Origin of the sequence: Streptomyces sp. NBRC 110611 (genome assembly GCF_001590865.1) — a bacterium.
Taxonomy (GTDB): domain Bacteria; phylum Actinomycetota; class Actinomycetes; order Streptomycetales; family Streptomycetaceae; genus Streptomyces.
In genome coordinates, this window is the sequence record NZ_BBUY01000022.1 from 1 (window position 1) to 22438 (window position 22438).

26 protein-coding genes and 2 pseudogenes are annotated in these 22438 nt (G+C 69.2%); 6 read left to right on the top strand and 22 right to left on the bottom strand.

Annotation, left to right across the window (positions count from 1 at the left end):
• Positions 1–293 (top strand): annotated as a pseudogene (locus AZE13_RS29140) (hypothetical protein); the annotation flags it as partial.
• Between the two features lie 25 nt (positions 294–318).
• Here the strand turns inward: AZE13_RS29140 and AZE13_RS29145 are convergent.
• Positions 319–855 carry a hypothetical protein gene (locus tag AZE13_RS29145; RefSeq protein WP_258528060.1) on the bottom strand — a complete coding sequence of 179 codons (537 nt, stop codon included), beginning with the start codon at positions 853–855 and terminating at the stop codon, positions 319–321.
• A gap of 1003 nt (positions 856–1858) precedes the next feature.
• Positions 1859–1999: a hypothetical protein gene (locus AZE13_RS37215; protein WP_181690486.1), complete on the bottom strand. Its 141-nt coding sequence runs from the start codon at positions 1997–1999 to the stop codon at positions 1859–1861.
• On the opposite strand from AZE13_RS37215, the gene AZE13_RS39365 reads away from it, so the two are divergent.
• From AZE13_RS39365 to AZE13_RS39570, 3 genes and pseudogenes are all read left to right on the top strand, one after another.
• Positions 1989–2345 carry a hypothetical protein gene (locus tag AZE13_RS39365; protein WP_147264755.1) on the top strand — a complete coding sequence of 119 codons (357 nt, stop codon included), beginning with the start codon at positions 1989–1991 and terminating at the stop codon, positions 2343–2345. The two genes, AZE13_RS37215 and AZE13_RS39365, sit on opposite strands and share 11 nt — an antisense overlap.
• Positions 2317–2517, top strand: a complete 201-nt coding sequence (locus AZE13_RS39370) for a hypothetical protein (protein WP_107288502.1) — start codon at positions 2317–2319, stop codon at positions 2515–2517. The genes AZE13_RS39365 and AZE13_RS39370 overlap by 29 nt, the downstream gene beginning before the upstream one ends.
• Positions 2518–2596: 79 nt before the next feature.
• Positions 2597–2701: pseudogene (locus AZE13_RS39570) on the top strand (IS5/IS1182 family transposase); the annotation flags it as partial.
• A 152-nt stretch (positions 2702–2853) separates the two neighbouring features.
• Here AZE13_RS39570 and AZE13_RS29165 read toward each other — a convergent pair.
• Entirely contained in the window at positions 2854–3333 is a 480-nt protein-coding gene (locus AZE13_RS29165; RefSeq protein WP_107288504.1) for a hypothetical protein, read from the bottom strand.
• A gap of 228 nt (positions 3334–3561) precedes the next feature.
• Here AZE13_RS29165 and AZE13_RS29170 point away from each other — a divergent pair, with 228 nt between their 5' ends.
• On the top strand, positions 3562–7380 hold the full coding sequence (locus tag AZE13_RS29170; RefSeq protein ID WP_066938519.1) for a hypothetical protein: 3819 nt from the start codon (positions 3562–3564) through the stop codon (positions 7378–7380).
• A 485-nt stretch (positions 7381–7865) separates the two neighbouring features.
• Positions 7866–8354 carry a DUF6233 domain-containing protein gene (locus tag AZE13_RS29175; protein WP_147264756.1) on the top strand — a complete coding sequence of 163 codons (489 nt, stop codon included), beginning with the start codon at positions 7866–7868 and terminating at the stop codon, positions 8352–8354.
• 217 nt (positions 8355–8571) lie between these two features.
• Here the strand turns inward: AZE13_RS29175 and AZE13_RS29180 are convergent, their stop codons facing one another.
• From AZE13_RS29180 to AZE13_RS29265, 19 genes are all read right to left on the bottom strand, one after another.
• Entirely contained in the window at positions 8572–9096 is a 525-nt protein-coding gene (locus AZE13_RS29180) for a hypothetical protein (protein WP_066938525.1), read from the bottom strand.
• 15 nt (positions 9097–9111) lie between these two features.
• On the bottom strand, positions 9112–10338 hold the full coding sequence (locus tag AZE13_RS37605) for a WXG100 family type VII secretion target (RefSeq protein WP_220127616.1): 1227 nt from the start codon (positions 10336–10338) through the stop codon (positions 9112–9114).
• On the bottom strand, positions 10335–10664 hold the full coding sequence (locus AZE13_RS34660) for a WXG100 family type VII secretion target (RefSeq protein WP_079124498.1): 330 nt from the start codon (positions 10662–10664) through the stop codon (positions 10335–10337). The genes AZE13_RS37605 and AZE13_RS34660 overlap by 4 nt, the downstream gene beginning before the upstream one ends.
• A 286-nt stretch (positions 10665–10950) precedes the next feature.
• A complete protein-coding gene (locus tag AZE13_RS29190) occupies positions 10951–11991 on the bottom strand; it encodes a SpaA isopeptide-forming pilin-related protein (RefSeq protein WP_066938530.1) in 1041 nt (346 codons plus the stop codon).
• A gap of 33 nt (positions 11992–12024) precedes the next feature.
• On the bottom strand, positions 12025–12777 hold the full coding sequence (locus AZE13_RS29195) for a DUF317 domain-containing protein (RefSeq protein ID WP_258528061.1): 753 nt from the start codon (positions 12775–12777) through the stop codon (positions 12025–12027).
• A gap of 69 nt (positions 12778–12846) precedes the next feature.
• A complete protein-coding gene (locus tag AZE13_RS29200) occupies positions 12847–13713 on the bottom strand; it encodes a DUF317 domain-containing protein (RefSeq protein WP_066938535.1) in 867 nt (288 codons plus the stop codon).
• A gap of 30 nt (positions 13714–13743) precedes the next feature.
• On the bottom strand, positions 13744–14373 hold the full coding sequence (locus tag AZE13_RS35990) for an HAD family hydrolase (protein WP_066938538.1): 630 nt from the start codon (positions 14371–14373) through the stop codon (positions 13744–13746).
• A complete protein-coding gene (locus tag AZE13_RS35995; RefSeq protein WP_066938540.1) occupies positions 14370–15527 on the bottom strand; it encodes an MFS transporter in 1158 nt (385 codons plus the stop codon). The genes AZE13_RS35990 and AZE13_RS35995 overlap by 4 nt, the downstream gene beginning before the upstream one ends.
• A 146-nt stretch (positions 15528–15673) precedes the next feature.
• Entirely contained in the window at positions 15674–15958 is a 285-nt protein-coding gene (locus AZE13_RS29215; protein WP_258528062.1) for a hypothetical protein, read from the bottom strand.
• Between the two features lie 31 nt (positions 15959–15989).
• A complete protein-coding gene (locus AZE13_RS29220; protein WP_066938543.1) occupies positions 15990–17219 on the bottom strand; it encodes an MFS transporter in 1230 nt (409 codons plus the stop codon).
• The gene (locus AZE13_RS29225; protein ID WP_066938547.1) at positions 17216–17734 is read right to left on the bottom strand and encodes a hypothetical protein; all 519 of its coding nucleotides are present in this window, start codon (positions 17732–17734) and stop codon (positions 17216–17218) included. The genes AZE13_RS29220 and AZE13_RS29225 overlap by 4 nt, the downstream gene beginning before the upstream one ends.
• A complete protein-coding gene (locus AZE13_RS29230) occupies positions 17731–18582 on the bottom strand; it encodes a winged helix-turn-helix transcriptional regulator (RefSeq protein WP_066938550.1) in 852 nt (283 codons plus the stop codon). Before AZE13_RS29230 ends, AZE13_RS29225 begins: the two co-directional genes overlap by 4 nt.
• 43 nt (positions 18583–18625) lie before the next feature.
• Positions 18626–19036 (bottom strand): hypothetical protein, encoded by a 411-nt coding sequence (locus AZE13_RS29235; protein WP_066938552.1) that lies wholly within the window; start codon positions 19034–19036, stop codon positions 18626–18628.
• Positions 19037–19049: 13 nt separating this feature from the next.
• Complete coding sequence (locus AZE13_RS29240) at positions 19050–19499, bottom strand: hypothetical protein (RefSeq protein WP_066938555.1); 450 nt, start codon at positions 19497–19499, stop codon at positions 19050–19052.
• Positions 19496–19957 carry a hypothetical protein gene (locus tag AZE13_RS29245; protein WP_066938557.1) on the bottom strand — a complete coding sequence of 154 codons (462 nt, stop codon included), beginning with the start codon at positions 19955–19957 and terminating at the stop codon, positions 19496–19498. Before AZE13_RS29245 ends, AZE13_RS29240 begins: the two co-directional genes overlap by 4 nt.
• A gap of 93 nt (positions 19958–20050) precedes the next feature.
• Complete coding sequence (locus tag AZE13_RS29250; RefSeq protein ID WP_066938560.1) at positions 20051–20395, bottom strand: SH3 domain-containing protein; 345 nt, start codon at positions 20393–20395, stop codon at positions 20051–20053.
• A 76-nt stretch (positions 20396–20471) separates the two neighbouring features.
• Positions 20472–20798, bottom strand: a complete 327-nt coding sequence (locus AZE13_RS29255; RefSeq protein ID WP_066938563.1) for an SH3 domain-containing protein — start codon at positions 20796–20798, stop codon at positions 20472–20474.
• A 148-nt stretch (positions 20799–20946) separates the two neighbouring features.
• Positions 20947–21657, bottom strand: a complete 711-nt coding sequence (locus AZE13_RS29260) for a hypothetical protein (protein ID WP_258528063.1) — start codon at positions 21655–21657, stop codon at positions 20947–20949.
• Positions 21658–21724: 67 nt separating this feature from the next.
• Positions 21725–22426 (bottom strand): hypothetical protein, encoded by a 702-nt coding sequence (locus AZE13_RS29265; protein WP_066938569.1) that lies wholly within the window; start codon positions 22424–22426, stop codon positions 21725–21727.
• Between the last annotated feature and the right edge of the window lie 12 nt (positions 22427–22438).

Sequence of the window (22438 nt, forward strand, 5' to 3'; positions counted from 1 at the left end):
CCCTAGGGGAGCCGTCCATGTCGGTGCGGGAGCTTGATGCGGTGGCGGCCCTGGCACCGCTGGAGACGGAGCTGGCGATGATGACGGCCGTACGTCGGGTCGCCACGAAGGAGATGGGGCCCACCGGAGCGGTGGAGGGCCTGGCGCCACTGGATCGCGTCCACGCCATCGCGATCTGCACCGCGGTCATGCTGCTGGAAGCACGTGGCCGCACCACAGCCCTCAAGCAGCTCGATGCCGAAACCGTGCGGTATGAGCAGATGGGTTACCCCAGGCCCTACACGATCACGTGACCGCCGTGCGGCCGAGGGCGTCGGACTAGACGCCTCCCAGCTCGTTCACGATGGCCTCGATGACCGAGTCCGATCCCTCGATCTGTGCCGGCATCACGACGCCGACGGTCCTTCGGTGTGCGGTTGCGCTTCCCGACAGCAGGGTCGGCACGGGGCTCTCACTCACGATGCGCAGCGCGCTGTGGCCGGGCGAGCCTTCAATCCGGTAGCCGGTTTGAAGGCGCGACAGCCACGCGTCGTCCACCGCCACGGCTGTGCGGTTCACGGCCCCGACGCGGAGCCCCTTTGTCACCCAGACGGACCAGAGGACCTCGCTCCAGCCGGATTCATCGGCTTCCGACGGAATGGCATCCGAAAGGTCCGGGTGCTCCGGAGCTACCCATCGTGACGGTTGGGCCTTGCGGATCACCCATTGCCCATCGCGGGACACCTCGTCGGGATCGAGGCCGGTGATGCCGCTCATGTCGAGAACGACATGACCGTCGGTAATCCGGTCGCCATGGACCCAGACTTGGTTCTTGTTGACGACCCAGTCGCAGAGCCGTTCCATTGCTGCTGTCACTCGTCGCGCTCCCCGGCAGAGACCGATAGTCTCCACGGTAGGTCAGGCCGGTGGACGGCATCGGCCCAGACCGGCCGAACGTGGACCCCGAGCACCGCGTGCACCGTTGCCAGCCCTGCAGCGAAACGCGGCGGTTAACCGCACACTCCCGCGTCGATGTGGGCCAGAAATCGAACACATGCTTGGATGGCTCGCCATGGAGTCCCCCAGCTATCACGAGCTCCTGCGGGCGCAGGTCGACTGGAACCGTACATACGCGGCGCTCGCGGCCTCGCCGAGCAGCGCCAGCACGACAGCCCTGCGTCGCCGCCTCTTGCGGCTGTCTGTCCAGGTTTTCTGGCATCCGTTCTTTCCGCTGTTCAAATCTGTCTCATGAGGTGTGTGGTTCAGTCTCGATGCGTTGTGGCGGTGCGAGACAGGTGACGCTGGGCTCTCGGGCACCTGGGGAGGGGCGAGTGTGGATCTTGCATCGCCGCCGTCGACGACGCGGACCTCCCCGTCCACCTCACCGAGTGGCCGCAGTTCATCCACATCGACCCCCAGCGACTCGCCATCCGCACCCACGGCCCGAAGGTCATCGACGGCCGCGACACCCTCGATACCGACCAGTGGCGCGAAGCTGGCTGGATGAGTCGAGCCCTCGGCTGTCCGTGGTCTCACGTGGAGTGGTCCGCTGATATGTCCGTCTCGACGCCGATGGCTGTCCCACCTCACGCGGCGGCCATCGGCATCGGTCCGACTCGGCGAGGATGCGAGGCGATCGGTCGTTCACGCGGCGGCCCGGAACGCCTGGATCCTGTTCGAGGACGAGGCATCACAGCCACTGACGCCGCCGCGCACAAGAACCTGCGGTCGCGTAGGGGTAACTCCCGTCGTCAGTGTGCGCGGCCGTGGCTCCGGGAGGTCTCGATGGCCGGGATGGCCTGCTTCAAGCCGGGACAGCGGTCGCGTTTTCTCTACAGCTTCCGCGTCCACCGGGGCCGCAAGGGCGAACCGAAGGCTTTCACCTGGCAGGATTCACCGCGACCTGGTCCTCCGCGCACACCGGCAGCTCCTCCGGCACCTCGCCGACGGCAGCCTTCACGCCCCGCAGCGCAAGCAGGGCGGCGGCGCCCAAGCCGCTGTCCTCGGCCGTGCTGAGCAAGCGGCTGCTGACCGAGGATGACCTGGGCGAGGGCTACGTACGCAAGGCCGAGCGCACCCAGCGCAACGACGACGTCACGGTGGTCGGCTGCCCGGCGCTCGACAAGCTCGGCGCGGAGGCGGCCACGGGCGCAAGCCTCGACTTCCCGCGCAAGGCGAAGATCTCCTTCACCTACAGCGCGAGCAGCACCCCCGAGGTGAGCGAGGAGCTGTACAGCGACACCGCGCAGAAGCTGTCTGCCGACGTCAGAGCCGCATCTTCGACGCGATGGTCTCCTGCCCGGAGTACCAGGTCGTCTCGGCAGTACCGCCATCGGCATGGCCACCCAGGCGACGACGGTTCCTGACCTCGGTGACGAGCAGTGGAGCCAGCTGCTCACCTACTCCGCGGGCGGGCAGCGCAGCGTCGTCAAGCAGACGGCGATCCGCACCGGGAACGTGGTGGTCATTGTCTCCGGCTCGCCGACCCTCGTGGACGCCCACCTGGACAAGGCCCTCGCCAAGGCCCAGTCCCGATAACCCCGCGTCCTCTGACGGTGTCCCTGCCGCTGCTGGGCAGCGGCAGGGACACCGTCATATCGTCATCTGCTGCTAGTTCAGAGAATCCGAGACCCTGATCGCCTGGGCGGCGAGCACGGTGATGACCAGGCGCTTGACCCGCAAGGGCCCGGCCACCGCCTGGACGAGGAAGCCGCAGCCAACCCGCTGACCAGGCCATTCACCGGATTGCGGGCCGCCCTCACCGAACTGCTGACGCCAGCGCAGGAACACCTGGAGCTGCAAGGCGGTCTGCCGTCCTCCATGCTTCACGGCTGCCCCCGCCCCCCGTGAGGCGGGGGGGAGCCGTGAAGCGCGTCAGCCAGCGACCAGCCCTGTCTTGTGGGCGTTGGAGTTGACGAAGTCGAGGTAGAAGTAGACGCCGTCGCGGAAGTCCCTCCCCAGAACCTTCCACTGGCCGGCCTTTGCCGTGACCATGCGGTTGCAGGTTTCCTTGTTGGGATCACGGTCCTTCAGGTAGCACAGCTTCACCCTCGTGTCGCGGTCCGCCTTGACCTGGATGTCCGCACACCGGTCGGTCGTCACGTAGTAGCCGGTGCCCATGGGGGCGTACTTCGTTCCGTCGTACTTCCATGCCCCGCGGAGGCAGGCGCCGGCGGCAGCAGCAGCGGTATCGCCGGCCGATGCCTGGGCCGACACCGACTTCTCCAACGCCGGTGCGGCGGTGGCGGTCCCGACAGCCCCGCCGAGGAGCTCGGCGGCGAGGACGCCTGCCGCGAGCGCGGTGGTGAAGACGCCTGCCGCGAGTGTGGTGGTGAGCTTCATACGAGTAGGCACAGTTCTCCTTCTGATGCTCGATTGCGGATGCCCGTCGGGGGCATCCGTGGATGACTTCACCGGCTCGCGGATTGTTCGTCAGCCCTGCTCCGTGCGACGAACAATCCCGTCGACGGGGCGCACGGGCACGTCTGCGGCGGGCGCGCGGTGGCCGGTTGGCCGAGACCTGGCTATGCGCCGTCGGTGGCGTTCCGTAGGTTGATGCCGCAGATCATCTGAGGGGGACGGGTGGGGCGCAGGGAGAAGCCGGTGGATCCGGCGGCGGGGCCGGTTCAGCGTTTCGCGTTCGAGTTGCGCAAGCTGCGTCAGGAGGCCGGCGGGCCGTCGTACCGGGTGATGGCAGAGCGGGCCCAGTACGGGGTGACTGCCCTGTCGCAGGCGGCGGCGGGGGAGAAACTGCCGTCGCTCCCGGTCGTCCTGGCGTATGTGACGGCGTGCGAGGGTGACCCCGCTTCGTGGGAGCGGCGCTGGCACGAGGCCGCGCGCGAGGAGGCCGGGCGGCGCTCTCCTGGGCCGGATGAGGAGGGGCCGGCGCCCTACCAGGGCTTGGCGCGTTTCGAGCCGGCCGACCACGAGCGTTTCTTCGGCCGGAAGCGGCTCGTGGACGAGGTGAGCGACATCCTGCGCGAGCACAGGTGCGTCGCCCTCGTCGGCCCCTCCGGAAGCGGCAAGTCCTCCCTGTTGCGCGCCGGATTGATCCCGCTCCTCCAGCGAGCGCAGGATCCCGTTCTACGGCCGGCGGCACTGCGGGTCCTCACGCCAGGCGAGCACCCCATCCGCACCCACCGCGATGTCCTTGCCCCCGCCCCAGCGGATGGCGACACCTGGCTGGTCGTCGACCAGTTCGAGGAGGTCTTCACCCTCTGCCGGGACGCCGGGGAGCGCGCCGAGTTCATCGACCTGCTACTGACCGCACACGCCCCGAACAGCCGACTGCGCGTGGTCCTGGGGATCAGGGCCGACTTCTACGGCAGCTGTCTGGAACACCCCGGTCTGGTCCCGGTGCTGCGCCGGGCGAGCGTGCCAATCGGTCCGATGACACCTGAAGAGCTGCGGGAAGCCGTCGTCAAGCCGGCTGCCGCACACGGCCTGATCGTGGAACGGGCGTTGACGGCCCGGCTCGTCGAGGAAGTGGCCGACGAGCCCGGCGGGCTACCGCTGCTGTCCCATGCCTTGCTGGAGACCTGGCGCCTACGGCAGGGCCGCACGCTGACAATGGGCGCCTACGAGGCCGCCGGAGGTCTGCACGGCGCCATCGCCCAGACCGCGGAGAACCTCTACACGGCGCTCTCGCCGGATCAGCGCGCCGTCGCCCGCAGGATCCTGCTGCGGCTCATCACCCCCGGCCAGGGCGCCCCGGACACGCGATGCCCGGTGGACCGCTCCGCACTGTCCGACCTGGGGAGTCCGGCCGACGATGCGGACGAGACCGGCACGGTCCTGGACCGGCTGGCGCGGGCCCGGCTGATCACGCTCGACGAGGACACCGCCGACCTCGCACACGAAGCGCTGATCACCGCCTGGCCCCGGCTGCGCGGCTGGCTCGACGAAGACCGCGAACGGCTGCTCCTGCACGGCCGGCTCCGACAGGACGCGCGAACCTGGGAGGAGCTGGGCAAGGACCCCGGATCCCTGTACCGGGGCGTCCGTCTGGCCGAGGCCGAGGAGACGTTCGGCCCCGGCGCGGCGCCGGACGAACTCACCGCGGCGGAGGCCGAGTTCCTGACCGCCGGCCGGACCGCGCGTACCCGTGAGCGCAGGCGCCGTCGCGGCCTGGCGGCCTCCCTGGCCGTCCTCGTCGTCCTGTCCCTGATCGCGGGTGTGGTGGCCTGGCAGCAGAACCGTACGGGCGACCAGCGCCGGGCGGAGGCCACCTCTCGCCGCATCGCGTCGATCGCGGAAAACATGCGCGCCACGGATCCGGCCACCGCGATGCGGCTGAGCGCCGCCGCGTGGCGGATCAGCCACACGGACGAGGCGAAGGCGGCGCTGCTGGGGGCGGTGACGCAGCGGGAGCAGGACTACTTCACGCTGCCCGGAGCGGGCACGGACGCTGAGACGCGGCTCAGCGCCGACGGACGGACGCTGGTGATGACCGGGGCGGGCCGGGTACAGCGCTGGGATGTGGCCGGCCACCGGCGGACGGGCGGGTTCCGGGTGACCGGCGGGGAGCACATGCTGGACCTCTCGCCGGACGGGCGGCTGCTGTTGCTGGCCGCGGGTGACCAGTTGGTGATCCGTGACGTCGCCTCCGGGAAGCCGGCGGGCCCGCGCTTCGGCGCCTCCTCCGCGGGCGCCAGGTACGCCCCGAGCGGACGCATGGTCCTCCTGGAAGGCGAGGACTCGGTCCGGCTGTGGGATGTACGGCGCGGGCGCGTCGTGTTCCAGCGCGAGGGCGGGAACATCGGTGAACCGGTCGTCAGTCGGGACGACAGGCGCATGGCGCTGTGCAGGGGACAGTCTCTGGAGATCTGGGACATCGCCGCGCGACGTCAGGTGCGTCCGCCCCGCCCGGCGGCGCTGTCGCGCGCCGCCTGCGGTACCGATGATGACCGCGGCGGCGGCACGGTGTGGGAACTCGATCCGCAGGGACGCAGGCTGGCGGTCACAGGTGAGGGGGTGAGCATCTGGGACCTGAGCTCCGGCAAGGAGGAGCCCATCCTCGACGACGCCACGGCGCCGCACTCCGTCCGCTTCAGCCGCGACGGACGGTTCATCTCCACGGCGGACGACCAGGGCATCACGCTGTGGCGACTCCCCGCGGACTCCGCTGGCGCCACCGACCACTCCGAGTTGATCTACGCGCATCGGCTGGCCGGCGAGCACGCCTCGGACCTCAGGCTGGATCTGGACCGGGGCGTGATCCGGTACGAGGAAGGGTCACGCGCGGGCACCGGCAACGTGCGGACGCTGTTCGTGGACGATGCCACCGCCTCCCGCTGGCGCCGGGAACCAACCGAAGAGACCGCGTTCAGCCCGGACGGGCGCCTGGTCGTCACGGCCCGCCTCGACGGCGAACGGATGCGGTTCGAAGCCCGCGCCACCGACGGTGGCGGCCGGGCGGCCGCTCTGCCGCCGGTCGGCTGCGCAACGGCCGACCGCCCGCTGCGGAAGAGCGAGTCGTGCTGGGCGCACCTGGCGTTCAGCGGCGACGGGCGGACTCTGGCCTACGGGGTCGGGGTGCGGGAGACGGACGCGCCGGACCCGGACCGGACCAGGATGCGCCCGGAACGGATCGGGGTGTGGAATCTCCGAGAGAACCGCAAGCGGGCGGAGCTCCTGCTCACGACGGACGGCGAGTGGGGGAAGAGCATCGATTCCATCGCGCTGAGCCCGGACGGCTCATCCCTCTTCGCCCTCCGGCAGGGCCCTGGAGCCGTGCTGGAGAAGTGGGACGTGCAGCATCGGACCAAGGTGGCACGCCAGGTGGAGACGGCCCCCGACGGAAGCGCCGTCTGGGCGCTCCCTCCCGAGGGTGCCATGGTGGTGCGGCCCGACGGACGACGGCTCGCCACCACCTACGGAATGGGCTTCACCTTGCCATCGGCCCACCGGACCACAGACAGCACCGGACAGACAGAGGCCCGGGCACTCGCCTACAGCCCCGACGGCGAGCGGCTGGCCCTGGGCACGTCCTCCGGCCGGGTGGCCGTGTACGACGGCGACGCGAGGCGACGCGTGGGCTCGCTCTCCGGAACGTACTCGGAAGCCGCCCAGGAAAAGGAGCCGGTGACCGCCCTCGCCTACTCACACGACGGCACGACGTTGGCCGTGGGGGGGAAGGACGGCACGATACGACTGTGGGACGCCGCCTCGGGACATCCCTTAGGGAGCACGCTGACCACCACGACCGATCCCGTCCAGGCGATCACGTTCAGCCCCGACGACCGGACCCTGCTAGTAGCCGGCGCGTACATCCCCCTCAGGACATACGCCATCGACCCCACCCGCGCCACCCACACCGTCTGCAAGCGCGCCCGCGGCGGCCTGTCCCGCGCCGACTGGGAGGCATACATCCCGGATATGCCGTACCGCGACATCTGCTGAAGCGGTCGCCGAAGCCGCTGGGCTGCTCGGGTGGTAGCCCCGAACCAGCTGCGGGTAGAGGAGCCGGTGTGGGGCGGCGGCCAGGTCCTGACGCTGACCGAGTACCTCGGCCGGACCGTTCGCCGGCACAGCCCGGTGGACCCACCGCGACCGTTGTCAAACATCCGGCAACGAGTTTACCTTCACACCACCGGCTGCGGACTGCGTCGGGGACGTCGAGACCCCTGTCCTCGTCGCAGCCCTCCACCATGCTCGCCCAAGTTGTCTCAGCCGCCGTTACCCCACTGCGCCCCGAGGCTCTCGCCAACACCGCTAACCTCCAGGTCAATCGCGCGGCCAGCGTCCGACTACATGTCTCATGAGACACGCTGAGCGCGAAGAACATCCGCACTGGTCGACGCAAGGATGTTCGCCAGTGTCCCTGGTAGAGCTGCGTCGCCAGGCGCGGGTGCTGGAGACCAGTGCGGCATAGGCGGGTTGGTCCGGTGGGCGGTTCTCCGACGCAACCGTATGCCCGCATAACCCTCATCCTTCCCAACAAGCAGACCGTCGAGGTACGGCTGTACGAGCGGCTGCAGACCACAGGGCGTTTTCCGTGGCGATTTCGTATCGGCGTTCCCTCGTGGGTGGCGACGGAAGACGGGGTGGAACCTGCCGAGTATTCGGTCTGGGTCACAGACCGGCAGCTGAGGCCGATCGAGGGAGTGGACCTATCAATGGTCCCGACGCATCGCAGCCTGGAGGCTCTCCCCACGCCGAAGCCTTCCGGCTGGGTCGTCCGCCCTGACCCGCAGCGCCGCGGCGGCACACTCGTCCACGACGGTATATGCCAGCACGCGGGTGGCAAAGGTCGAGAGCTGAGTTTCCTGGAAGCGCTGGACGCGCTGATGCGTCCCGGCGCTAAAGCCTGCTACGACTGCGCCGCTGCCGAAGTCCTGCTCCCTGCCCTGGAATTGGGTCAGGAGTACGGCTAGTCGCCGTGGGCGGCCATATCCTTGCGATATCTCTCGGCTGAACGCGGGGATCCTCTGCCGTGCCGTGACGACGAACGGCTCCGCCGAATCTTTCAGCGGAGCCGCTCTGCGTGCGGCCGACCAGAGCCGACGCGCAGGGGTGGCCACTACACGTCCTCGGGTCGCCACTGCAGCCCGAAGGGACGATCAGATAGCGCCGGTGGCGTGGTGGGATTGCTCACGCGAACGGGATGGGGTTCTCTTTGCGTGAGCCACGGGTGATCGAATCGTATGTGCCGAACTGCGGGACCCGTTCCCACAGGTCATCGAGTGTCCGGCCCGGAATGAGGGTGAGCTCCTCGGTGTAGCGTTCGCCTGTCACTTCTTCTTCCACGGAGTGGTCGCCAGTCCCGTCGGGCCGGAATTCGTCCTTCTCCATGCGCTGGCACTGCGACATCCCGCGATACTCGACAGTGTCGCCGTAGTCGTACGTGACGATCTCGCTGAGAAACAGCAACTCGTCCTGGGGGGCGAAGGTGTAGGTCATTTCGACGCGGCTGAGGTCGTCGTAGAAGAAGACGCGGACGTGTCCGCTGCGCAGGGCGATTTCAGCGGAGCGGTCAGCGCGGCCGTGTGCTTCGTCGAAGGACGCCACAGCGTACGGTTCGCCCGCTTCATGGCGCTGTCGCGCCTCTTCGGCGCTGAGGGGCTTGATGGGCTTGTTGAACCGGTTGTTCCAGCGCTGGCAGTACACCAGTGACATCGACGTGCAGCTCCTCTAGGTGTAGACGTGACCCGTGACGTCCCGGATCATGATATTCAGCTCCTGGGCGTGCTCGATGATCTCTTGAGGGATCGGGGTGACCTGGACCGGCACCTCCAAAATCATGTCGCCGCTGAGTGGCTTCCCGTCCAGTTCCGGGTATTTGTTGCTGCGGATTACGGTGTCCGGCTCGTACTTGTTGGTGATCTCGTCCAGGTAGCTGCGTGCGGTTTTGGGTTCCACCTCGGACAGCTGCGCATGTTTCCGGGAGACGATTTCCTTGCCGGGCGTGTAGGAGTCCAGCCGCTTACCGTTGGTGAGATGCACCTCGTTGGCCGGGTAGCGCCCGTAGTTTTCCCGGTTGAACTTATTCCCTCTGTAGAAGTTGTCTTTGACTTCCTGCGGAAGGTCTTTCCACGCGAAGACCCAATGTGCGTCAAGGCCGCTGCCGCCGACGCCGGGCAGCATCCCCTCCGGCATGGCCAGGGACGGACCCGTGTTAACGGGTACCCCTTGGAAGCCGCTCAATACTGTCTTGATTCCTCCGGCTTCATTGACGGCCTGGACGCCCTTAGCGGCACCTCCGTAGGCCCCGCCGGCCATGAGCCCGGACAGGCCGGCGTGCTTCATCTCCCCCAGATCGATCACGCGTTGGTCGCCCAGGAGATTTCGGCCTCCCTGGGCGACGACGACATCGACAGTGATCGCTTCAAGGCAACCAATGGCGGCAGTGGCCAGCACCGTTCCGGCGATCTCGGTAATGGTGACGGACACCGCGATGCTGGCGGTACTGGCAGCCGCGACGATGGCTTCGGCCGCGCCGGCGGCAGCGAGTTCGGTGATTCCGCCAGTGAACACGGCCAGTGCCGTGCCGGCCACGACGACGGCGCCTGCGATGGCCAGTTCGTGTTGGATCTTGCGCTGCGCGTCGTCAATCTCGTCAGCGAACTTGTCCAGCGCCTTGGCCATGTCCCGGGCGGCAGAGGCCAGATCATCCAGGTAGCCCTTGCCAGAGCCGTGGTACCTGCGCCAGAACGCCGAAAACGCTTCGATCGACCGGCCCTTGTTGTTGTCGATGACGTCCTGCGCCGACTTGTGTGCTGCCGCGGTACATTCCTCGACGTCGTCGGCGTACGTGCGCCAGACCCGGGCCGCTTCACGTAGCGCGTCCGCGTCCCCGTCGGGCCACCACATCCCTGTGAGGTCTTGGACGATCTCCTTGGCCTTGTCCCCGGCGCTCAACGACCACCACCGTGGTTGCCCTGGAACCCGGAGGCCGAAGAGTGGTCCGCTTCCTCGTGGTTGCCGGCCATGTCCTTCATCGCGCCATGGATGCTTGCCAGCCCCTTGGTCAGGGCATGGGCGACATTCTCGATTGCGTGTAGATGTGGAGAGTAGACATCTTCAAACTTCGCCCCCTGCTCGTCATCCCCCCATGGAGAGCCGAGTCCGGCTAAGGAATGCTTCAGCTTCTGAGTAGCACGCTCCAATGCGACCGACTCTCTATGGAACGTCGGTGCAGCAGAGTGAATTTGGTCAAGGTCTATATCGAAGCCTGAATCGGCCACACGTCCCCCTCCATCACCCTTCCGTCGTCGTGCGATCAACTTACTACTCCCCACTGACAGCACCTCAACTTGCTGGTCATGTATGGCGGTTGCGACATATGCCCCCATTCCCGCAATCCAGCCAGGAACCTGCCGACGAGAACGTTTCGCAAGGTGGGGCTGGATCGAACTACCCAGCTTCTGCGGAATAGTTGAAACGCGCCCACCGAGGAGTGCATGAGGCCCCTCGAATCCACCAGGGTGGATTCAAGGGGCCTCGCAAAAGTGGGGACGGTGAAAGTACGGGTCAGCTCTCGGAGCCGTTGTCTTCGGAGTCGCCCGTTCGGTGTCGGCGGGCCGCTATGAGAGCGCCTCCTCCGGCAGCGAGGAGCAGTCCGGCGCCGCCGAGCAGCCACGGGGTGGCGTCTGCGCCGGTGTGCGCGAGCGCGCCGTCGGGTTCGGGCACTGCGGCCCCCGACCCGGTCTCATCGTTGGCCGGGGTCTCGGAAGGCGAGGCGGACGGCTGCGAGGGGGCGTTGTCCTCAACGGGGTCGTCCGGGGCCGACTTGCCCGTCGGTTTGTCGGTCGCCTTCTCCGTGGGCTTGTCCGTCGGCTTGTCCGTCGGCTTCTCCGTGGGCGTCGGTGTGGAGATCTTGGCGTTGGTGACAGTCACGGTGACGGGGTGGCCCGGCTTGGCTGTGAAGGGCTTCGAGGGCTTGTAGAGGTCGTAACCGTCAGGGGCCTTGACCTGCTTGGCCCAGAAGTCCGTTCCGGTACGGGAGTTGATGGGCAGCTCGCCACTGGCCGTGCCGTCGGCGCCGGTGGTCAGGGTGAGAAGGGTCTTGTCGCCGCTGCCGATGTTGACCTTGGATCCGGCCAGCAGCTTGCCGCTCTTGTCGTCCTTGGCCTTCAGCAGAAGCGAGGCCGGCTTGAAGGGGTCGGTGATCGTCAGGGGCGTGACAGTGCCAGGCGTCACAATGACGTCCTGGTCGTTGACCGTGTCGTGCAGATTGCTGCCGCTGGAGATCTCTTTGAGGCGGAAGACGCCCGGCGTCAGGTCTTGGAAGACCAACTGGCCCTCCGCATTGGTCTTGCCGCTTCCGGCCTCCTGACCTGAGCCGTCCAGGAGAAGGAACGCGGCGCCTGGGAGGACATCGCCGGCGGGGTCCTTCGTGGTGATGGCGACACCGCCGACCTCGGGCTCGGAGGTCTTGGTGGGAGTGGTGGAGGCCGATGGCGGCGGTTCGGTCGGCTGCGCGGTCGCGGTCGGTGCCCAGGCGAGGGTGCAGGTCAGCGCGGCGGCGACGGCGCCGGATCGGACGGTCCCGCGGACGATTCGAGTGTGCACGGGAAGGGTGCTCCTTGTTCGGTGGAGGGAGGGTTAGCGGGTTCGGCCAGGGGCCGGGGTTGCGGGAGGCATGGCGAGGGGGGTGGAGTGCGGAACCTGCTTGGTCGCTTGGGTGGTCGCCGCGACGTAGAGGTGGCTCCGCGTGTGGAACGGGATGTCCTTCACGGTGCGGTGCACTGGCTCGGTGGAGATCAGTGAGGCGGTGAAGGCTGCGGCGAGCGTGTTGGGGGCGCCGAAGGAGAAGCGCGCTCGCCAGTGCGGCTCGTTCGGGTATCCGCCTGCGGCTGTCCAGGCAGGGCGGCTGGTATTGGTGGCGGCGTACTGGTGTCGCACGAAGCCGAGGGCTTCGGGTGCTCGGAAGGTCTGGGTGCTGTCTGTTTTGACTCTGTGGCTCCAGCCGTTGACGAGCAGCGGGGTGTATGCCTCCTGCGGTGGCGTCTCGTCCTCGAACAGCCCGTCCCGGTCGCCGTGGCGGTCTTCGTGGTAGAGGTCGAGCAGCTCGGTGTGGACGTCGTGCAGCAGCTCGACCGGGGTGGTGGCATCGAACGTGATTTGCCAGGCCGCCGGGCCGAACGGGACGCGGTTCGCGGCGATGGTCCACTTCCCCTTGCTGGGGCTGTCGGGTTCGAGGACGAGGCTGGTCCACAGCCGCAGGCAGGGGCTGGTGGCGAAGGCTTGTCCCTTTGCGGGCTGGTGCAGCGACCAGTCCTCATCGAAGGGAAAGGGCCAGACGGTACGAGGGTCGAGGGGGCCGGGTCCGGCCAGGTGGCGGGGTAGGACCTTCACCGTCTGGTCTGGGTCGAGGTGTTGGAAGGGGTCGGGAGGCACGGGCTTCTCTCTGGAGGAAGTGGGAGGTCAGCGTCGTGGGCCGGGCAGCGCGGGGCGGCTGGTGGTGCTCCAGCGCGGGACGCTGGACGTGGTGAGGGCAGCCGGGCGGCGTGCGGCGGCGCGCTGGACGTCGAGCGGAGTCGCGGCCGGCGGGCGCGGAGGGATGACTGGCGTGAGCCGGGCCAGGCCCTGGACGTAGCTGTACGTCTCCTCCTGCCATCGCGGCAGCGGCGTGGGATCGGACACGCACTCGGTGACGGCTTTGAGCAGGGCCACGGGGGTGCCGGTGCTGGCGGTGGCGTACCAGGCAGGTCGGTCTATCGAGGTGCCGGCCCACATCTGCCAGCGGGCGTCGCGGGTGGTCAGCTCGGTTTCCGGGTCGAGGCGTCCGGTGGTGAATTCCAGCCCGGCGAGCCCGTCGGGCGACTGGACCGCGAAGACGCCCCACCGGGGGTGGTCGATCTGCCAGCCGCGGTTGATGAGCGGCGCGATCGCATTGAACGGGTCGCGGTCCGCGCTGCCCGGGTCCGGTGCCGCGAGATAGGCGCCCGGCCCGTGCTCGTATGCTTCGGCGAGGGCGGTGGTGAAGGCTCGGACGAATTCGGTCGGGCAGGAGTCGTTGAAGCAGGCTCCCCAGGTCGGCGGGCCGAAGGGGTCCTTGTAGGCGTTGATGCGCCACAGGCCGTCGTCCTCTCCTTCGGGGAGGTAGCCGAGGCGGACCTTGCGGTCGGGGGCGTGGACGAAGGCGTTGCCGAGGTCGTCGTGCTCCAGTTCCCAGCCGAGGTCGAGAAGGGGCGCGAGGGCGGGGTCGCCAATCGCGGTGGTACCAGCGAGGTAGCGCGGGGAGACGTAGACGTCGCCGTCGATGGTGCGAAGGTCGTCGTGGGGTGGCACGCGGGTCCTGAGGGTAGGCGTTGGGGGTGGTCAGCCGGTGTTGGGCAGCAGGGCTGTTTCCAGGTCGGTGGGTTGGCCGGTGTAGTGCAGCGTGCGCAGCCCGAGGCGGGCGGCGGCGCGGCAGTTGTCCGCCCGGTCATCGATGAACAGCACGCGCTGCGCGGCGGCGCCGGTGGCGTCCAGGGCGTGCCGGTAGGCGGCCGGGTCTGGTTTGCACACCTCCAGCCGGGCTGAGTACAGGGCCCGGGTCATCAGCTGGCGGCACCAGTCGTGGGTGTCGAGGACGTCGCTGAGAGGGGCAGGGGCGTTGGACAGCAGCACCATGGGCAGCCCGCGCCCGTGGGCGCTGTACAAGACGGAGAGAACGCGCTCGTCGGTGTGCGTCCACATCGCCGTGTCGGCGGCGCGCAGTTCGCGCAGCATGGGTGGCCCGGGATGGTGGCCCAGCACCCGGGCCCAGTACGCGAGGTCGCTCAGCTGGCCAGCATCGTATGCCTCGCGGGCGCTCCAGAAGGCGCTCTGGAACGAGGCGATGTCGTCGGGGCATGCGGCGACGCGGGCGAGATTCCGCCACTGCTCTGTGCTGGGCTGCCGACCGATGACGCCGTTGTAGTCGAGGATCACGGCGTCGAGGTCGCTGGTCGCGGTGGTGAGGGTCAAAGGGTGGGTTTCTCCAGGGCACGGTGGGACAGGGCGGCGACGGCGGCTGCGAGCAGGGCGGGCAGCAGCAGCGCGGTGGACAGGGTCGTGACGGCGGCGAGGGCGCCGATGAGCGCGGGCCCGGCGAGCAGGCCCAGGTAGCCGGTGACAGCGACCGTGGCCACGGCCCTCGGACCGCCGACTCCTGCAGCGCTGATCAGACAGGGAACGGTGAGGGACAAGCCGAGCCCGAAGACCGACCAGCCGGCCAGAGCCAACGGCGTGCTGGAAGAGACGACGCCGGTGGCAAGCCCGGCCGCAGCGAGGAGCGCACCGGCCCGTACCACACGGGGGGCGCCGAAAGATGCGGTGAGCCGGTCGCCGGCCAACCGTCCGGTGGCCATGGCCGCGCTGTAGAGGGCGAACGCGGCTGCGCTCACGGCCGTCGAGGCATCCAGGCCGTGCAGGTGGACGGCGGCCCAGTCCGCTGCCGCTCCCTCCCCCAACAGGCTTGCGGCAGCCAGCGCGCCCAGCAGCCACAGCTTCGCAGACGAGAGCGGCGAACGGTCCTCGCCGGGCCCGGAAGTGGCGGGGGCAGGCGGCTGGTCGGTACCGGTCAGGGAGCGGGTTGCCGGTGCGACAGCAAGCACAGCCCCGGTGAGGACCACACCAGTGGCGAGGAAAAGGGTGCTGTGCGCGATGCGGGCGCTGACGGCGGCAACGGCGGCTCCCGCGAGGGCGCCGATGGAGTAAGCCGCGTGGAACGACGACATGATGGGGCTGCCGTAGTCGTTCTGGCAGCGCACCGCCGCGGAGTTGGCGGCAACGTCCAGCACACCGTGCGCGATACCGAAACCCAGGGCTGCCGTGAGCAGGGCCGGCAGGCTGTCGCACTGGCCCAGAAGGGCGAGGCATACGGCGAGGCCGGTGGCACCGGAGGTGAGCAGGGCAGGAAGGCGCGCTGGACGGGCGAGACGGCCTCCGGCCTGCAGTCCCGCGACCATGCCGAGCGCTGCCGCCAACAGCACCAGGGCAAGGTGCGCGGTGCTCAGGTGGGCGGCCTGCTGAACGGCCGGCATCCGGGCACCCCAGACGGCCATCACCACCCCCAGGCCGAGGAAGTAACCGGTCAGCAGGCCACGGCTGCGCCGGGCAGAGGCGGTTGTACGGCTCATGCGGCCGGATCCATGTCGGCCGCGGCCACGACCAAGACGACAGGACGGTCGGACAAGAGGGTGCTCCTCGAAGAGTCAGGTTGTGGTGGGCTCTTGCTGGCTCAGGCTTATGGGCTGTGCCGGCGGCGGAGCTCGATCGCGGAGGCTCACTCCGGGTGTGCGGCGAGCAGTCGTCTCGCATAGAGCGCGGTGTAGTTGTTGTTGAGGCCCTTCACGCCGTGTGGGTGACGCCAGCGCAGTGCCTCGAACAGCGCCTTCATGCCGACCCTCGTCGCGCCGACGGCGAGGCGCTGGGCGACGAGCTGCTCCAGGGCCCGGTACACCCAGGGGTGTTGGGCGTCGAAGTCGTGGAACTGCTCGGTGATCGTCGGCCGTATGTCCTGGTGCGGGAGGGCGAGGCCAGGCAGTCGGTCTTGCGTGAGGGTGGGCATGAGCGTCGAAGGTCCTCTCGTACCGGAACGGTCAGGCGGGCAGAGCGGGAAGGGTGCGCAGCCGGGCGAAGGTGACGGCGAGACCGAGGGCCTGCAAGCCAGCTGCGGCCGTGACGGCGTGCCCGAGCTGGGCGGGCGGGATGGCCGCGACGAGCAGTCCGGCGGCGGGGAAGGGCAGCAGGAGCAAAAGGATCGTCAGGCTGAGGGTGCTGCCGAAGACGCCGGGTGGGATCAAGTGGGAGCGCAGCGTGCGCAGCACGACCGTGAGGCCCCCTTCGCCGGCCATCAGGACGGCGATCAGCAGCAGGTAGCCGTGGTAGGTGTCGGCCTGGGAGACGGCGAGGGTTGCGCTGGCGGCGACGGCGGCGGCTGCGGCGCCGACCGGCCACAGGCCCCAGCGGTCGATCGCACGGCGGGCGGCGGTGATGGCGAGCAGGGAGGCGACGGCCGCGGCGGACCAGATGAGTCCGGCATCCGCGCTGGAATGCCCCAGCTCGGTGACCACGATCACCGGCATGGCGGCCTGGAGGAGGGCGATGGCGCAGTTGGAGACGACCAGGCCGCCGACCAGCCAGGCAAGGGCCGGCAGCGCGCGCAGCGTTGCCCAGCCCGTCCGCAGCCCTCCCTGCGCCGGCGCGGCACTGAGCGCAGCAGTCCGCCCACGGGTGCCGAGCGCGGCCGCGGCGAGAGAGAAGCCGGCGAGCGTTGCGAGCATCACGGCCGGTCCGCCGTGCTCCAGCAGCAGGCCCGAGACCAAGGGCCCGGCGAGCATCGCCTTCTGGTCGATTCCCAGCAGGACGGACTGCACCCGGTGCGCGCGAACTCCCCCGGTGCGACTCGCCTCGCCGCCGGCGGTCTCGGCCGCGACGTAACTGAACTCGGTGACGACGCCGGTGACCGTGGCGAGCGCCATCACCGTGACCGTCGCCGCTGGCCCCCCTGCGTCAAGAACCGTCAGCAAGAGCACGGCGGCAAGGACGACCAGGGCCCGGACAACGCACGCGGTGCGGAAGATGAGCGCGGTTCCGTAGCGGTCCACGACGGTGCCGGCCACCGTGAACGCACCCAGGCGCGGCAGCCACTCCAGCGCGAAGGCGAGCCCCGTCAGGGCCGCCGAACCGGTGGTCGCCAGGACGAGGAGCGGGATGCCATAGGTGGTCATGGCGAACGCGGCGCCATCGGCTGCACGGGGCAGATAGACGCCCCGCAGGAGGGTCGGTTCGGGGCGGCGCGCGTCACGAGGGGCGGTGCGGGCCGTCACGCGGCAGGCTCGGGCACGGTGAGCTGGGCGGCCTGCGGGTTGGCGAGCAACCACTGGCTCAGCAGGTCGCGCGGCCGGACAAGGTCCGCGACAGCCTGCGCACTCGGTGAGCGGTCGTCGGCCGGGCAGTGGCGACCATCCTGCGCAGAGGGCACCTCCGTCTCAGCCAGGAGGGCGAAGGTGCGCTGGATACGGCTGATGAAGTCGGCAACCGGGGCCGGGTGGGCGTGGTGCCGGGCCCAGCGGACGGTCGCGTCGTAGAGGTCTGCCAGCTCCCTGCCGGACGTGGTCAGGTCCAAGCCGACGCCGGGCCGGACGCGGACGAGGCCGAGGGCGCGTGCCAGGTCGGTTGCCTGGCGAATGTGGTGCGGCGTGCGATCGGCGAGCGTGCCTGTCAGCCCCCGCGGCGGGATGGGGCCGTTGTCGTCGATCTCCGTGATCAGGCGGATCAGGGTCGGCGAGGACAGCACCGTGCAGGCGTACTGGACGTCGGCCGCGTGGGAGGTGGTGGTCATCGGCGCGGGCCTCCCGCCAGGAGTGCCGCCTTCGGGCGGGCCGGGGTGGCGTGGGAGAACAGGTCACGGTGCTGCCACGTCGACGGTGAGGGCTGACCGGTCCTGGCCGATGCCTGCACTGCCGTGGGGGCCGCCAGCCGCGTCGGGTGGCTGACCCACTTCTGCACAGTCGGCACGGTGCCCGCTCGGCCCCAGACCGGATGCCGGGCGGCCTGTGCGAGGGGTTGGCCGGCAGACCATGCGGACAGCGCCCCGAAGACGGTGCCCAGACCATGGCCGGCCGCGGACAGGCGGTAGGGCTGTCCGGTGCCGGCGGTGTCGACCAGGCCGTCGGCTACGAGCTGCCGAAGCGGCGGGTAGACGTTGGTCCAGTCACAGCCGGGCATGACGATCCTGGCCAGCGCACGGCCGCTCGCCTCCTGACGGGACTTCAGCACCCACAGGATCGCGGCGGCGTGCCGCCGGGTGAGGAGTGTCAGGCTGTCCTCGATCTGCTCGATCGCGGGCAGCAGCCGCTCCGGCTTCTCCAGATGTTCCTCAGCCCAGGTGGCGATCAGCGGCAGTACCTGCAGCAGAGCCGTCCCGCGGTCGGTGTGGCCGTAGGTGACGTGCCGCGGGGTGTGCTCGGTGCGCTGGACGAGGCCGGCGTCGCACAGCCCTCGCAGCTTGGGATGGAGCTGGCCGCTGTGCAGCCAGGGCATTTTGCCCGCGATTTCGCGATACCGCAGAGGCTGGCCGGAGAGCGCGAGCAGGATCCGCACGTTCCATCGCGGAGTGATCATGGCGAGTGCCTCGGTGACCCGGGCGATGTCGGCGTCGGTGTCGGGAGGCAGACCGGTTATGGCCAAGGGAGGAACTCCTGGGTGAGTGGAGGGGGTGCGCCCGCAGCGGTCAGCGGATCGGAGCAGCGCTCGCGGCCGCAACGGCAGGAGAGGGCACGGCTGGCACGGGGGCGGGGGACGACTGGGGCGAGGAGACGCGTCCGAGGCTCTTCAGAACGGCACAGACGGTCTTGGTCTGGACGTCGCGGACGGCGACCGCTTCGGCGAGCCGACGGGCGCAGTCGAGGACGTGCGACACCTGGTGGGTGCCGATCTGCCTGTCGGGGTGGACGAGTTGGGCGAGCCGGTCGCGCTGGACGGCGATGCTCCGCTCGGCAACAGCGAGGCTGTGGTGCATGCCGAGGAGTGCGGCGAGCATGCCGGGCGGTTTGTCCTGGGCGTGGGCTTCGAGGTCGGCGAGCGGGGCGCCGTACAAGTCCTCGATCCGAGCAGCGATCTCAGCGGACGACGGGTGGGTCAATCGGTGAGGGCTTTCATGGTCGGCGGGCCCGGGCCGCCCCGGCACGCTGCGGTGCCGGGGCGGCGCTGGCAGGGGGCATGGTGGTCGTGGCCTTCTGCTGCGTCAGGCGGGCAGGCCGCGTCTGCTGGCCAGGCGGAGGCATGGTGCGTAGCAGGTCGCCGAGGGCGGCGCGGTAGCTGTCGCGGGCGTCCAGCGCGGCCTGAAGCCACTGCGCGTCCATCCGCAGCTCATCAGCGGACAGGTCGTCCATGTCGCGCTCGGGCGTCATCGCCTGGTGTACGCGGTCGCGGATGCGGGCGACCTGTTCCTCGGCCAGGGCCAGGAACGAGCGCAACTCCAGCGCACGGTTCACCGCGCGGGACGTGTCCGGGCCTGTGGCGGTCTCGTACAGCTCGGCGACGGGGACGCCGAAGATCTCCTTTAGGAGGCCGTCCGCAGTACAGGGCTTGTCGCGGACGCTCACCGCAGGGCTCCTCGGCCTCTTGCGGGGGCCATCCCGGGTCGGGCCGGCGCGCTGGTGGGTACGGCCGGGCCCTTTCGGGATCCGCGGCTGAGGCGGGCCAGTCGCTCGGCGGCGAGGCCCTGCTTGCCGGGAGCGTCGGGGTCGAGCAGCCAGCGCACGACCATGGCCCGCCCGTCACGAGCGGTGACAGCAGAGGTGACGCGGTGGGCAAGCGCCCTCGTCTGGTCGTCGACCTCGCTGGGCCGTGTCTCAAGCGCGCCGAGGAGGCGGTCCTCTGCGCGCTCAAGTGCTGCCTGGGACTCGGTGAGGAGCCCGTGCCACTTCACGACGTCGGTGGCCTCGGGGTTCGCGTCCGGCGCCGCCGCGACCGCTGCGGTCAGTTCGTCCATGCTCATGGCGTACCGGCACTCGATCTGCTCGGTGAGCACGCCCACGACATCCTCTATGCCGTCGGACACAGCAAACTCCTTTCACATCCAGGGCAATGCGATCGGCGATAAAGCCAGGGCCCGGTGCCGGGGCGGGAGGAATTCCCGCCCCGGCGGCCTGGGTCAGTGCAGGCAGGTGTAGACCGTGGGGTAGACGTAGGTACCGGAAACCCAGCCGGTCACACCGGTCGACTTGTCCGTGATGTAGACCCACGAGCCGGTCTTGGTCGTCTTGTGGACCGTGAACTTGTGGCCCTTGTAGAGAACGCCGAGGGCCGTCGAATTCGACGATGCCTTCGAGCGGATAGTCACCGCGCTGGTGTGGACCTCGTACGGGCCGACCTTGTCGCACTCGCCATAGGCGACAGCGGCCGTCTGGGGCGCGGCGGTTGCTGCCGGGGCGGTGACGACGGGGAGGGCAATGGCAGCGGCTACGGCTGCAGCGGCGGCGATGCGGGAAAGGCGCAAGAGAAATTCTCCAAGAAGTGGGGATGCGGGGGAAATGCAGTCAGGGCTGCGGTGTGGGGGGGGCGAGCTGAGGGCTTTACGGCTCGCGGTAGACATAGTTGCCGGAGACCCAGCCGGTAACGCCGGTCGACTCGTCCGTGATGTAGACCCAGAAGGCGGCCTTCGCCGTCTTGTGGACCGTGAACGTGTGGCCGCGATAGAGGACGCCCACAGCGGTGGAATTCACGTCCGGCTTGGCGTAGATGACCACCGCCTGTGTATGAACCTTCCACGGACCGGGCTTGTGCCATTCACTGGTCACCGGTGAAGACGCCGGCGCAGCCGTCGCCGACGGGGCACCTATCACGGGAAGGGCCAGTGCGCCGAGGACGGCGGCGGATATGGCGATTTGGGAAGAGCGCATGCGGAATAAACCTCCTTACAGGAAAAGGGAATGCGTGGAGAGGCGGCCGAGGTGTCGTCCCGGCGGCTGTTAAAGAGTCCGGAGAATCGCCTGTTTGGCCAAACGCCGATCGTCGCCTATATTTCGCCGCGCAAGACGGCCGTGATACTCAGCGGCCTCGGCCCGGCAGGCGCGAAGCAGGGGCCTTCGGCTTGGGGACGGGACAGGTGAATGACGCGGCTGGCCTGACAGGCGGTAGCGGGTTGGTATTGCCGCTGAGCCGGTCGTCGCACCATTGGAGGGCTTCTGTGGCCGTGGCGAAGCCGCCCTCGCGCAGGGTGTAGGTCCACGTGTCGGTGTCCAACTCCAGCGCCATCACGCGAAAGGGAGACGGGGCCCGCTCGTCCAGGGCACGCAGCGCTACGAGGATGACCATGTCGTTCGGGTCGTCGTGGGTGTAGCTGTAGCCGAGCGCGTAGTGGTCTCCGTCCCCGGCCAGACGTCGCTCCAGTGCCAGTGTCACCTCGTCCGCCGGCGCGGGGCCCAGCCCCTCAGTGAGTCCGATGGCCTCCAGTGGGCAGCCGCGGTGGATCAGCCAGGACTGTGCCATGGCTGGTAGCGGCAGAATGGCGTGCTCGAAACGGAACGTCCGTTCCTCCATGTCCCGCTGGAGGTACAGGGCGGCGAACTGCGATACGCCAGAGTGGTCGTAGGTGGCTGTGCTGTCGTGCAGGACGTAGAAACTGTGGACGCCGTCAGCGGTGTGGTGCTCGGCAAGCGGCACGAGCTGATCCTCGATCACGCCGATTGCATAGAAGAACGCGTCGGCGGTCTTCTCGTCTGCCTCGAAGCCGTCCAGCCGGACATCGAGTTCGGGCATGCGCCCGGTGGCCGCAGGGGCCGGTTCGGTAGAGGGCATAGAGCCTTTCGAGGGGATTCGGCGCAGGTCAGCGACAGTGTGCTGGGGCGGACGGCCATGCTCCCGGCCGGCCCACCGCCTTCGGCACCTGAGTCGTTTTGGGGCGGCGGGCAGCAAGCAGCGCGGCGCGACCGGCTTGAGTCAGGGCGACGGGCTGGCCGCCGTGGACGGGCTGGCCGGTGTCTCTAGAAGCGAGACCGGCGGATTCGAGCCGGTGCAGATCCGCGTACGCAATGCGGGTGCCGGAGGCGGTGGCCACCGACATCCGGCCGGTCAGGAGGTGTTCGTGGAGCTTGGCGCCGCCGGCAATGGCGAGCAGCGCCGCCTGGTCGGCAGCCGAAATCGCCTCTCCCCCGGCCGCAGGTGCCGTGCGGGCTGCGGTCTCGATCGACTCCAGGGCGGCGATCACCCGTCGCGCGACGGCGTCGCGCTCGCTGGCAGCCTCCTCCAACTGGTCCACCGTGCGGTCGATCCGCTCCAACAGGGCGCCATCGACAGGGAACTCACCGCTGGCCAGGCGGTGGAGGAGGGTGCGGTAGAACGTCACCCCGGTTTCGGCCCGGGCCAGCTCGCGGTGCAGATCGACCAGCTGGGCGTGCGGTTCTTCGAGGACGCCACGGTCTCGGTGGGCCCACAGGGTGTCGACGTCGTGGCCGGTGACGGCCTCGATGCGGTGGTCGAGCGGGGAAACTTCACGCCGAGCTGCTGCCGGCGCGGGATCAGGAGGCATAGGCGCGTACTC

Bases quoted from the DNA above. Each gene is read 5' to 3' on its own strand.
- AZE13_RS29265 (WP_066938569.1), bottom strand. From the start codon at position 22,426: ATGCCTCCTGATCCCGCGCCGGCAGCAGCTCGGCGTGAAGTTTCCCCG.
- AZE13_RS29260 (WP_258528063.1), bottom strand. From the start codon at position 21,657: ATGCCCGAACTCGATGTCCGGCTGGACGGCTTCGAGGCAGACGAGAAG.
- AZE13_RS29180 (WP_066938525.1), bottom strand. From the start codon at position 9,096: ATGTCACTGGTGTACTGCCAGCGCTGGAACAACCGGTTCAACAAGCCC.
- AZE13_RS35995 (WP_066938540.1), bottom strand. From the start codon at position 15,527: ATGAGCCGTACAACCGCCTCTGCCCGGCGCAGCCGTGGCCTGCTGACC.
- AZE13_RS29255 (WP_066938563.1), bottom strand. From the start codon at position 20,798: ATGCGCTCTTCCCAAATCGCCATATCCGCCGCCGTCCTCGGCGCACTG.
- AZE13_RS29225 (WP_066938547.1), bottom strand. From the start codon at position 17,734: ATGACCACCACCTCCCACGCGGCCGACGTCCAGTACGCCTGCACGGTG.
- AZE13_RS39370 (WP_107288502.1), top strand. From the start codon at position 2,317: ATGGCCACCCAGGCGACGACGGTTCCTGACCTCGGTGACGAGCAGTGG.
- AZE13_RS29215 (WP_258528062.1), bottom strand. From the start codon at position 15,958: ATGCCCACCCTCACGCAAGACCGACTGCCTGGCCTCGCCCTCCCGCAC.